Origin of the sequence: Photorhabdus hindustanensis, assembly GCF_002968995.1 — a bacterium.
Taxonomy (GTDB): domain Bacteria; phylum Pseudomonadota; class Gammaproteobacteria; order Enterobacterales; family Enterobacteriaceae; genus Photorhabdus; species Photorhabdus akhurstii.
Genome location: NZ_PUWT01000001.1, coordinates 191,149 through 203,877, shown reverse-complemented (window position 1 = coordinate 203,877; position 12,729 = coordinate 191,149). Strand labels below are relative to the sequence as shown.

6 protein-coding genes and 1 pseudogene are annotated in these 12,729 nt (G+C 47.1%); 1 reads left to right on the top strand and 6 read right to left on the bottom strand.

Annotated elements, in window-relative coordinates; all coding sequences use genetic code 11:
- The 3 genes and pseudogenes from C6H66_RS00955 to C6H66_RS00945 all read right to left on the bottom strand — a co-directional run.
- Positions 1–3,788 (bottom strand): annotated as a pseudogene (locus C6H66_RS00955) (two-partner secretion domain-containing protein); the annotation flags it as partial.
- Between the two features lie 48 nt (positions 3,789–3,836).
- Positions 3,837–5,501 carry a ShlB/FhaC/HecB family hemolysin secretion/activation protein gene (locus C6H66_RS00950; RefSeq protein WP_105394543.1) on the bottom strand — a complete coding sequence of 555 codons (1,665 nt, stop codon included), beginning with the start codon at positions 5,499–5,501 and terminating at the stop codon, positions 3,837–3,839.
- Positions 5,502–6,415: 914 nt separating this feature from the next.
- Complete coding sequence (locus C6H66_RS00945) at positions 6,416–7,096, bottom strand: helix-turn-helix transcriptional regulator (protein ID WP_036809147.1); 681 nt, start codon at positions 7,094–7,096, stop codon at positions 6,416–6,418.
- Positions 7,097–7,917: 821 nt separating this feature from the next.
- Here C6H66_RS00945 and C6H66_RS00940 point away from each other — a divergent pair.
- Positions 7,918–8,130: a helix-turn-helix domain-containing protein gene (locus C6H66_RS00940; RefSeq protein ID WP_036809145.1), complete on the top strand. Its 213-nt coding sequence runs from the start codon at positions 7,918–7,920 to the stop codon at positions 8,128–8,130.
- Positions 8,131–8,321: 191 nt separating this feature from the next.
- Here the strand turns inward: C6H66_RS00940 and C6H66_RS00935 are convergent, their stop codons facing one another.
- From C6H66_RS00935 to nhaC (C6H66_RS00920), 3 genes are all read right to left on the bottom strand, one after another.
- Positions 8,322–9,500, bottom strand: a complete 1,179-nt coding sequence (locus C6H66_RS00935; protein WP_105394542.1) for a MalY/PatB family protein — start codon at positions 9,498–9,500, stop codon at positions 8,322–8,324.
- Positions 9,487–10,941, bottom strand: a complete 1,455-nt coding sequence (gene nhaC / locus C6H66_RS00930; protein ID WP_105394549.1) for a Na+/H+ antiporter NhaC — start codon at positions 10,939–10,941, stop codon at positions 9,487–9,489. The genes C6H66_RS00935 and nhaC (C6H66_RS00930) overlap by 14 nt, the downstream gene beginning before the upstream one ends.
- A gap of 230 nt (positions 10,942–11,171) precedes the next feature.
- On the bottom strand, positions 11,172–12,626 hold the full coding sequence (gene nhaC, locus C6H66_RS00920) for a Na+/H+ antiporter NhaC (protein WP_036809138.1): 1,455 nt from the start codon (positions 12,624–12,626) through the stop codon (positions 11,172–11,174).
- Positions 12,627–12,729 lie beyond the last annotated feature (103 nt).

The following is a 12,729-nucleotide window of genomic DNA, read 5'->3' as shown; positions in this document are numbered from 1 at the left end:
CCCCACCGGCGATAATTTGGCTGTCGTGATTGGTGACCTGCGCACTGTTGAGCGTCATATTGCCCCCGGCCAGAATTTTACCGGGGTCACTCTGTTTAACCTGAGTTTCCTTGACGGTCCGGGTGTACTGATATTCGTAAAAGTCATTACTGCGGCTGCCATCCGGCATGATGGCATCGTGCACTTTGTATTTATTGTGGCGGGAAGTGTCCACCTGCGACCAGTCGTAACGGGTGGTCTGGCCGCTCAGTACCGCGTCGTGATGCTGAGATTTTTCCGTTTCGACGACCTGAGTCACTAACCCGGCGTTGGTGTTGTTAATCCGGTCGGCATTCATCTTCAAATGGCGCCCGGCTTCAATCGTCGCCGCGTGGTTATTCAGTTCACGGGCTTGACCGGTGGCCGCCAGGGTATTATCCAACCGGCCGCCGATGTGCATGTCGCCCACGCTGTAAATCTGCGCATGGTGACTGTTGTTCAGTGTTCCGGTGCCGATATCCAGCCGGTCACGCGCCGCAATGACCGCGGCTTTGCCTTTCTGGGCGGTGTTATTCAACGTGCTCGTCTGGAGGGCGATCTGGTCCCCGTAAATGCGCCCGGTGCCGGTATTGTTCAGGGTGCTAGCCGTGAGATGGGTCAGGCCGCCGTCAATCAGTCCGGTGTTGTTCAGGGTATCGTGAGCCTGGATTTGCGTTTGTTTAGCGCTGATTTCACCGGAGGCGCTGTTGGTGAGATTGTGAGCGTCAAGATGCAGCGCCTGACCGGCTTTTATCTGACGGTCATTGAGGAGATTGCCGGTCGTTTTCAGGGTCAGATTGCCATTGGCCGCGGTGTTGCCGGTATGATGAAAATCCTCAGTTAAGGTGACCGCCATATCGCCCTGCGATAACAGTTGGCCGTCACCGCTCAGAGCATGGGCGTTAATCGTGGCGTGCTCCCCGGCAATCAGCGTGCCTTGCCGGTTGTTAATCACCAGAGACGTAGGATGGGCCTCGTCGCCTACGGTAAGCTGTTTGCCCGTGGAGATTAACCCCTGCGCATTCTCCAGCGTATGACTCACCTGAGCTTGCAAGTGATTAGCTGCCCGTAAGGCCCCCTGAGTGTTGTCAACCCGTTGGGCGTTGACCGTCAGGTCTTGCGCTTCTAGCCCGTTATCCGCCTGTTTTGTTTCCCGGTTAATCAAATGAGCGGTGTTCAGGGTCAGTTGTGCGCCGCCACGGATAAGGCCACCGGTGTTATCGGTTTCGGTGTCAACATTGAGGGTGGTGTCGCCCACCGCCTGCGCCTGACCGTGACGATTGTCAATCTGATGAGTGTTCAGTGTTAAGGTGTCCGTGGATAACAATTTGCCGTCCCGGTTATCCAGCGCGGCGTGTCGGGTATCGATAGCCAACTGTCCGCCTTGAAGATGACCGTGGCGATTATCCAGTGGACCGCTGGTGATTGTGGTTTTTCCTGCTCCAATAATCTGGCCCTGCTGGTTATCCAGTAACTGCCCGTTGGTATCCAGAGTCAGGGCGTCGGCGGATTGTAAGGTCCCCTCGCGGTTTATCAGTTGTCGGCTGTGAATGTCCAGCCCGCCATTCCCGGCAATCTGTCCCTGAGTATTAGTGAGCTTGGCGCCGGTCAGCGTGGTTTTACCGTCCGCGGCGATTATCCCGCCGGTGTTATCAACATCGCCGGCGCGCAGGGTTAATTGCCCGCCGCTTAACACCCGGCCCGACTGATTGTCCAGCGTGTCTTTGACCGCCAGTGTCAGCGAGCCTTTTTCGGCGGCCACGATGTTGCCGTGACGATTATCGACGGTCGTTGCTTTAAGGTTCAGGTTGCCGTTGCCCGCAAGGGTGCCGTGCTGGTTATCCAGCATTCGGGTGGTGAGGGACAGCGTATCTTTGCCCTGTTGTTGCATCACGCCGCCTTGATGGCTCAGGGTGTCGGCGTTGACGGTTATCTGCCCGGCCTGAGTCTCGGCGTGGTTAAGTTGCAGTTCACCGGCCTGTATCGTCAGGGCGCCATTGGTGAGCAATTTGCCCTGATTGCCAGCCATCGTTGGGTATTGAGCGACAGTTTCCCGTTGCCTGCCAGTTGCACTGTCCCCTGAGTGTTATCGGCCTGATGCGCGGTGAGATGCAGGTCCTCGCCCTGACTGGCAATGTTGCCCTGCTGGTTGTTGAGCCGATCAGTAGTGAGGGTCAATTTCCCCTGATTGAACACTGTTCCCTCATGGTTATTCAGGGCGCGGGTATGGAGCGTCAGTTCACCGGTCCCGGTCTGGTTAATTTTTCCCTGCTGATTGGATAAATCCGGCGTCGTGAGGTGGATTTCCTTCGCCACTAACTGGCCGCCGTCGTTGTTAAACTGACCCGGGGTTTTCGCGCTAAAACGGTCGGCGTTGACGGTAGCGCGAGCGGTACTGATGCCCGATTGACTGGCAGTCAGTTGAATTTGCCCGGCCGCCGTCTGGCTGTCGCTCAGGTCAATCTGTTGGCTGTGGATAGCCAGCGTATCGGCGGCCAGATTTTTGCCATTAGCCTGAACGTGCTGCGCGGTCAGAGTCAGGGAGCCGGGGCGGGTCGTGTTGCCGTTGTCATCCAGCCCCGCGGCCCACACACTGTTATGGCTGCTGTGTATTGTGTCTGCGTTGACCGTGGTATCGCCGCGGGCTTCCACCCGGCCCTGATTATCTAACGCGCCGCCCGCCTGTAAATTCACCGCCGATTGTGACAGCAATTTGCCGGTGTTAGTGACATCGGCAGACGAGGTTAATTGCAACGCGTCACGGCTGCTGAGGGTACCGCGGTTCTCTATCCGGCCATCGGCGGTGATATGGACCTCGCCGGCAGACGCGCCGATATTGCCGGCATTATGCACGCCCACCCCCGATTCGGTGCCTATCAGCCTGATTTTATGGGCGTACATGCCGCCCAGCGCCGCCACATCCAGCGCAAACGCCGGGTGCTTTTCATCGTCAATCGATTTTTTCTTAATCTGCTGATGCGCCGCATCGACAATATTGCGCCCGGCGGTCACTTTCAGGTCTTGGGCGTGTAATTTGGCGTTAATCGCCACGGAGCGGGCGATAATATCGGTGTAACTTTGCTGTGTGCTGTCCATGCCGCGCCCGTCAATCCGCACTTCCCCCTGATTGACATCAAACCCTTTCAACCGACCCTGTTCCATCAGCGCCTGTCCGGTGGTGAGCGTAGTGCGATGTGAATTAATGAAACCGCAACCGTTACAGGTGATGCCCGAAGGATTGGCAATAATCACCTCGGCTTTATGCCCGGCCACTTCAATCCAGCCATTAAGGTGACTGGGGTCACGACTGTTGACCTCGTTAAGAATAACGCTGGCGTCCCCTTTGGCTAACCACGGATTGCCTGCGACCATACCGCCCAGTTGCGTCTGGGTGGCCTGATGGCTGTTATTGAGGATCACCCCCTGTTTATCCACGTCAAACTGACGGTAGGTATTGTGGGAAACGCCGTCGGCGCCGGGGGTCTGGATATTGACCTGCGGCGTACCGTTAGCGCTGCGAATGATGGTCGGCTGCTGACGGCCCGGCGCCTGTCCGTCGGCCACAATCGCCGCCTGCGCGGTGAGCGAATCCCGCCAAGGGCGAATAACAATCCAAACCGTAGCGCGGTGAGTTGGCAACAGCGCTGCGGTGAAGAGGGGCGATGAGCGCGGCGTCCGGCTCTTCCCCGTCCGGCCCGCGCTATCTCGGCCACCACCATCCACAGCTGGCGAGATTGATTAAAGATAATACGATATAACTGCTTGTTCATGATTTTTGCTCCACACAACACTACCCACCGGCAGTTTTGTTATTTGAATTAATACTGCCAATACAGGTTGAATCCGGCCGTGACGGGGGAAGTTTGGAAACCGGCGGGTTTGGACAGCGGGACGCCGACAAACAGGTCGTAGCTCACCTTTTTCAGGTTGCCTCTCCAGCCCAGGGCGCTCCCCGCCAGGTGTTTTCCGAGCAGCGCGTCGCTGCCCCGGCCGCCCACTTCGCCATAATCGATTGCCAGATACAGCGACTGCCCGCGCAGCGGGGTTTGCCAGTCCAGTTCGTTGCGGCTGTACCAGCCCCGATCAGCGGATAAGGTCAACTCGCCATCAAAGCCGCGCACCGTCCAGCGACCGCCAATCGAGAAGCGATCCTGGGGCGTCAATGGGCTGGCGCTTATCTGCCGCAGATACTGGGTTTGATAAGAAAAAGGCTGAGAAAACAGCGTTAACGGCCCGGCCAGCGTCGCTGAGAACTGGGTGATTTTAGGCAAGGCGGTCCCTTCATTGCGGTACTCTTCCGGTGCCGGTTGCGCGCCAAACCAGCGCATGCCCTGTTGATAAGTCACCCGGGTATCCAGCGTCGCGCTGCCGATAAAGTGATGATGAGACAGCCCCAGCTTCCAGCCCGCGGTTTCCCGGCGCTGAACGTCGACTTCGGTCTTATCAATAAAATTGCGCGAAGTCCGGCGATAAATTTCACCGTTGAGTAGGGTTTTCTGGTCGGCGTTACGATGCAGCACCCGGCTAAGCTGGACCGCCAGGTTTTGGCTTTTGCCCCGGTATTGAATTGCCTGATTTAGCCCGGCTATTGTCTGGGTATAATCGTAATGACTGGCCGTCACGCTCGCCATCCAGTAGCCGAAGGGCAGGGAGTAATAGAGCGTGTCGTTCTGGCTGCCCTTCCCGGCAGATGAGTGAATATCGCGGCCACCGGAGAGATAGAACAGGTCGCTTAACGCCAGGGGGTTATCCAGAAAGAAGGTTAAACCGCCCTGATAACGCCCAGTGCTCTTGGAGCCGGTATCATCCAGATACGTGGCGATTCGCCAGTGGCGGGACTGACGCCAGTTCAGCACAATATCGCTCTCCCCCGGCTGCGCTGCCGGGACAATGTTCATCTCCGCCCGCACGGTCGGGAAACGTTGCAAGTTTTCCAATCCCTGCTCGATATCCCGTAAATCCAACAGTTTGCCTTCACGCGCGGGAAAGGGCGTGATGCGTTGAATATAATGGCCGCTATCCGGGGTATAGCGAATATGCCGGATGTTGCCCGGTATCATCACCAGTTTTAGCGTTTGGGTACGCAGATCCTGGGGAGGAACCAGAACCCGGCTGGTGACATAACCGTGATTAATGAGCTGATCTTGCAACTGGGTTATCAGCCGGCTGATGCCTTTATCGCCCAGGCAATGGTTTTCGCCCTGTTGAGCGACACGCCGGAGCGGTAGCCAGTGCGGGAAATTTTCGGTGCCGGCCAATACCACATGAGTGACAGGAAAACAGGGGGTTTCCACCGCAAAGGCGGCTGACTCCCCGGTTTCCGGTACCGACAGATGAACTTCCGCAGGCGACGGGGCTAATTGCGCTTCCAGCGCTTGCTGACGGGCCTGTTGATGAATGAGTTGTTGATCTGCGATGTCGGCGGCTTGACTGCCTGAGGCTACGCTATAAAAAACCGTTAATACCAAAATACTGCTTTTCATTGACTTTCTATTCCACAATGTTGAAACAGCATTAACCACGAATTTAACTTAACGATCAATATTTAGGGTTGATTATCAACCGGGCAACTAAAATAGGGGGTTGGTTAAGATAGCAGCAAAAACAAGAGGTTATATGACAAAGCAAAAAACAGGCCAATGTGATTATTTTGTAACAGTATTGTATAAAAAATAGATTAATATTAATCATTTAATAACCATCATTAATAATTTCAAATTAATTTTATTGTTTTATTTTAATAATGTGATGTAAATCACATTTATGATGATTGATTTCAGCATTGAATGACTTGAACTGTGACAGTTATTTTTAATTTGTGATAAGTAATGACCTTTTCTGATTAGGTTGGATGATAACTTTTAGCTCAGTTGGCAGAACAGGTGCTACGCTATTGCGGATTGGGAGATAACTATCAGACAGCTGGTGTTGGTAGTCACCGCCTTTTCGGGCACAGACGGAAACATCCGCAAGGGGTGGCACTAATTGCCTGACGTGCCTATTGATGAATAAGTTGTTGATCTGACATGTCTACAGCTTGACTGCCTGAAATAAGAAAAATGCACTATTATTAATGGATTAATATTTAACTGTGACAATCTCGTAATAATTTTATTATGTAATTTACATCACGTTTTTGTCTTATTACAAACGGTAGTAGCTTTTAAAATTTGGGCTTTCGTGATGATAAAATATCTTCTTTTCTCACTTATCATAGATATACGAATAGATAGTTCTTAGGCGGTAAGAAAGGGTATTTACTGCCGTTTCTTCCTTAAAACGCACAGTAAAGGAGGTCATTGCGTAATAAGTTATGCACGCTTTTCCGGTAAATACGACATATAACGATAACTCAGTTCGTCTATTTCCTCTTGTAAGCATTGCTAGGACTTGAAACTCAAACCAAAATACTGCTTTCAGGGCGTAAAAATCTTTCTGGTACATAAAGATCATAATTATTAAAGCGACAGTATTCTTCCAATTGCCGAGCAGACCTAACACCAATCTTTCTATATATTTGTGCTGTATAGTGTTCAACAGTACGGTAGGAAATATTTAATATTCTACCAATTTGTTTACTGGTATATTTATGTAAAGAGAGAAAAATGACATCCCATTCCCGTTGGGTAAATAAATGGGTCGGTGGTTGAAATATAATAGATGCCGGGAGTTTTCCATGATATAAACGTGTTAATGAATAATCTTGGGCTTTCCACAAGTGATAGATAATTCCAAGACACTCACCATTTTCATGATAAATAGGTAATTTTTCACAGAAATAAGAGGATAATGTTTTTATTCCTCCCCAAATATGGGTTTCGAGTGAAACATATGATTTTTCTTCTTTCATTACCTTTTGATCATGATGAATATATTCTTTTGCAAACTCAGCTCCATCCCAAGGAAGCTCATCATCATAAAATCCTTCGAAATCAAATGAATCAGAAAAACCTTTAATGGAGTTCAACGCTTTATTGCCATAAATAAAACACGAATTCTTATCTTTTATTCCCCAAGGATCGTTACTGATTGCCAATGTGTTAATAACTTGAGGTGAAATAATTAACTTATTATTCATGCTATTGTTCCTTTATTATATTTGACATAGTAACTACTTAATTATCATTAAGGCATTATCTGAATGAATTGTCATCTGAATTATATTTAAAACAGCTTAACCATATAATATATCACAACAATAATCCAGTCAAAAAGTGTACAATTTATTAATTTTAAGATAACATTATAAATACCACAAAATATAAAAAAAGTTATTATTTTGATAAAATATTATTTATATGATTGATTTTATCAGTTAATAAATATTTAAAAATTGAATTTACCTAACCTAGCAACTCATTAAAACTAATTGTCTTATTGTCTATAAGATAGACAACTGAGTAAGCAATGACAGGAGGTTCGGTGATAATGATCGTGTAATTTTTACAATGGATATGGACAAGGTGTGATGCGTGATCATTTAGAAGTTTTGAAATATACCCCCTTGCACACCAATTCTCTGAGCTAACTAAGTTGGTGCCATTCCCTGTAACTGAAGAGCTTAAGACATTCATTAAAGTATTTCATCCGCTTCCAACATTTCCAAAAATAACTAAACTTTTTGAATACTCTAGCGATCTAAAAAGAACATTTCTGCACATTTAAAGTTTAATTTTGAACAATCAGAGTTCATTTATGAACTTTTTATCGTTAGACAATTTTCTATTCGGAGAATATTTGGCTGTACTTGGTGGGGTTTAATCTCTTAGTACAGCTATTTTTTAACATTCCGCGCCTGTGCGGACTCAGGGAAAAAGCTGTAGAAATATAAAAATATCAAATTGAAGAGAGAGTATGAACATAGCACCTTGAATAACCAAATTGAGAGGAAAATAAGGAATGATTATAAAAGACGACTGGCACCCGGCTGATATTATTGCAGCATTAAAAAAACAAGGAACAAATCTTTCTACTATTTCAAGAGAAGCGGGGCTTGCATCATCTACCTTAAGTAATGCGCTACACCGTCCGTGGCCCAAAGGTGAACGGCTAATTGCTACCGCTTTAAATTGTGAACCTTGCGAAATATGGCCGAGCAGATATTTTAAATGAGTTGTCATTTTCAAAGTTAACATGAGCTTCTCATATAAAACCAATGAGAGAGAGCTCATTACCTGAAACTTTCCTCATGGAAAATTTCAGGTATGAGCATAGAATTAAAGCAGGGCTATTAACGCCCTACTTTGTTATCAAGCTCTGGATAAAATATATAATCAGGCCAAATTCCGTGGATACCTTTTATTTTATGATGTTAGCTGGACTAAACCAGTGATTGCTTTTTCAAGATATTGACGAGGACACCCCAAGTTTATTCGGATAAACCCTTTCCCTTGATCACCAAAATTCAATCCCATTGAAACGACTATTTTGGCTTTTTGCAGTAAGGCCCGTTGCAAAGTATCATCATCCAGACCTAAATCACGGCAGTCCAACCAAGCCAGATATGTACCTTCCGCTTTTGTCATTCGGCACCAAGGAGCAGCAGACGTTAAAGCTTGCTCGAACCAGCAACGATTTTCCGCCAGGTAACTCTGTAACCCATCAAGCCATACATCCCCATGTTGGTATGCGGCTGTAGCCGCAGTCATAGATAGCGCGTTAAATACGTCTAGTCCATGAGCATTCAACCGATCGATAAAGGCTCGTCGAAGTTCGGGAGCTGGAATGAGAAAGTTTGATATACGGAGTGATGAAAGTCCAAATGTTTTACTTGCCGAGGTAGCAACAATAACGTTGCTATGCCATTCACTCCCCAAATGCAGTATTGAGGTAAATTTCCCCCAAGGCAAAATTAAATCAGCCCAGATTTCATCGGAAATTACCGTCGTCCCGTACCTTTTGCAGAGCATTAATAACTGGAGCAGTTCATCACTATTCCAACATCGGCCAGTAGGATTATGTGGGTTACATAACAATAGCAAAGGTGGCCTGTGTTGTTCTAACATTTGCTCTAAATGACCATAGTCAATCTTATAACCTTCCGAGCTTTCAAGTAGAGGGTTTTCAATAACTACCCTGCCATTCATAGTAATAATTTTGGCGAATGAAGCATAATAGGGCCCCTGTACAATGACACCTTCCCTCGGTTTACTGAGCATTTGTATCAATAAAGCCAATCCGGGTATGACGCCTTCTATCGATGTAAACCAATCGCGGTACAAGGTCAATTTATGGCGTCTTGAAAACCAATCTATTGCTGTTTGGTAATAGCAATCGTCGCGTTCGCTATAACCAAAAATACCGTGGTCAACCCTGGAGTGAAGTGCTTGTAGGACTTCTTTTTGGCATTGAAAATCGAAATCAGACACCCACATTGGCAGCAGGTCACTCTTATTTAAGTGCAAGTGACGATTTAAAAAATCCCACTTAACAGAACTTGTATTGTAGCGATCAATTATCTGGTTGAAATCAGGCAATTTCACTTTGGATTTCCTTTTTATTTAAGGAGTTTTCCGGCGTGATTTTTACGATACCGAAACCAGTAAAACCATAAATGAGAGCAAAGAAGACGGCAGCATAGCACTGGATAGCCCAGGGCAGTAGCTCAAGCGTACTGACGCCCAATGTAGTCGCCATGTAAATACCGGCAGCAGTCCAGGGGATCAACGGCTCTATGACAGTACAGCCATCTTCTATTGTTCGTGACAGATTTTTATTATCCAGTCCCATGCGACGATAAGCCCCTTTAAACAGCTCCGCCGGGATGAGGAGAGCCAACTTTCCGTTACAGGTTGCGCCCGTTACCAGAATAGTTGTTACCAAGGTTGCAGCGATAAGTTGCCCGGTTGTGTGAACAACTTGTAGAAGCCAGTTAATGATGATGGTCAAAGCGCCAGTGAGTGCTAAAGCGCCGGCGAACGCAAATGCACAGAACGCAAGCAGGATAGTACTCATCATTGATGACATACCACCCCGATTGAGCAGACGGGAGACATCGCTAACGACTCCGGTAATGTTATGTCCCTGATCAGAGAACATAGAAAGATTGAAACCATCTATTAACGCATTAAGGCCCTGTTTAAGGGTGAGTCCTTGGAAACCTATGCCAAGTACAATAGCCAATGCACAGGCTGCAAGCATGACGGGTATCACCGGACGTTTTGTTATTGCTCCCCACAAAACCAGTATCGGTGGCAAAATCAGCAATAAATTGAAGTGATACAGGCTTTCAAGAGATTGTACGATTTCTGTGACTTTTTCCGGTGTTGCCACGTTACCTGTTAAGCTTGTATGTCCAACAATAAAATAAACAATAGCGGCTAAAGCAAAGCCGGGAATAGTGGTATACATCAAATGTTGAACATGACTGTAAAGATCAGTATCGGCAACGATGGCGGCGAAATTAGTCGAGTCTGATAACGGTGAAATTTTATCGCCGAAATATGCGCCTGAAACAACCGCTCCGGCTGCCGCAGCCAAAGATACATCAAGGCCAGCGGCGACTCCCATCAAAGCAACACCAACTGTTCCCGCTGATCCCCATGACGTACCGGTACAAACTGAGATAACACTCGTGATAAAGAAAGCAGCAATCAGTATGTATTGAGGACTAATCAGTTTTAACCCCCAATACATCATGTAAGGTATGGTTCCGCTGAACATCCAGGTCCCAATTAACCCGCCGACGCAAATCAGTATCATCATCACCGGCATCGCTTTAGCTAGCTTTGCCACAATAGCATCGATAATGTCATTCCAGCGATAGCCTTGCCAATACGCTAGAATAGCTGCTATTCCTGCTGATATCAGTAATAGGGATTCGATGCGTAAATTCAGTTGACCATATCCAATAACTAACAGTAAGAGCATTGCTGCAATTGGCAGTATAGCGAGTCCCAGATTAAGTTTTTTCTTATCATCCATATAAAAACTCCAATTTAAGAACCAATTACGGTATAAGGTCAATTTATGGTCTCTTGAAAACCAGTCTATTGCTGCCTGGTAGTAGTGATTGCAGGACTTCTTTTAGGCATTGAGAATCGAAATCAGACACCCACATTGGCAGCAGGTCACTCTTATTTAAGTGCAAGTGACGATTTAAAAAATCCCACTTAACAGAATTTGTATTGTAGCGATCAATTATCTGGTTGAAATCAGGCAATTTCACTTTGGATTTCCTTTTTATTCAGGGAGTTTTCCGGCGTGATTTTTGCGATACCGAAACCAGTAAAACCATAAATGAGAGCAAAGAAGACGGCAGCATAACATTGGATAGCCCAGGGCAGTAGCTCAAGCGTACTAACACCTAATGTAGTCGCCATGTAAATGCCGGCAGAAGTCCAGGGAAGCAACGGCTCTATGACAGTACAGCCATCTTCTATTGTTCGTGACAGATTTTTATTATCCAGTCCCATGCGACGATAAGCCCCTTTGAACAGCTCCGCCGGGATGAGGAGAGCCAACTTTCCGTCGCAGGTGGCACCCGTCACCAGAATAGTTGTTGCCAAGGTTGCAGCAATAAGTTGCCCGGTTGTATGAACAACTTGTAGAAGCCGGTTAATGATGATGGTCAAGGAGCCAGTGAGCGCTAAAGCGCCAGCAAACGCAAATGCACAAAATACAAGCAGGATAGTACCCATCATTGAGAACATACCACCCCGATTGAGCAGACGGGGAACATCGCTAACGACTCCGGTAATGTTATGTCCCTGATCAGAGAACATAGAGAGATTGAAACCATCTATCAACGCATTAAGGCCCTGTTTAAGGGTGAGCCCTTGGAAACCTATGCCAAGTACAATAGCTAATGCACAGGCAGCAAGCATGACGGGTATCACCGGACGTTTTGTTATTGCTCCCCACAAAACCAGTATCGGTGGCAAAATCAGCAATAAATTGAAGTGATACAGGCTTTCAAGAGATTGTACGATTTCTGTGACTTTTTCAGGTGTTGCCACGTTACCTGTTAAGCTTGTATGACCAGCAATAAAATAAACGATAGCAGCTAAAACAAAGCCGGGAATAGTGGTATACATCAAATGTTGAACATGACTGTAAAGATCAGTATCGGCAACAATAGCGGCAAAATTAGTTGAGTCAGATAACGGTGAAATTTTATCGCCAAAATATGCGCCTGAAACAACCGCTCCGGCTGCCGCAGCCAAAGACACATCAAGGCCAGCAGCGACTCCCATCAGAGCGACACCAACTGTTCCGGCTGACCCCCATGACGTACCGGTACAAACTGAGATAACACTCGTAATAAAGAAAGCAGCAATCAGTATGTATTGAGGAGTAATCAGCTTTAATCCCCAGTAAACCATATAAGGTATCGTTCCGCTGAACATCCAGGTCCCAATTAACCCGCCGACGCAAATCAGTATCATGATTACCGGCATCGCTTTAGCTAGCTTTGCCACAATAGCATCGATAATGTCATTCCAGCGATAACCCTGCCAATATGCCAAGGCTGCTGTTATTCCTGCTGATATCAGCAATAGGGATTCGATGCGTAAACTCAGTTGACCATATCCAATAATTAACAATAAGAGCATTGCTGCGATTGGCAACATAGCAAGTCCCAAATTAAGTTTTTTCTTATCATCCATATTAAAACTCCATTTTCAGGTGGTTGTTGAAACAGAATAATGAATTTATTTCGAATGAGATGTGACAAAGATTACTTGTTCATGTAACTGGTTTCATGAGTTG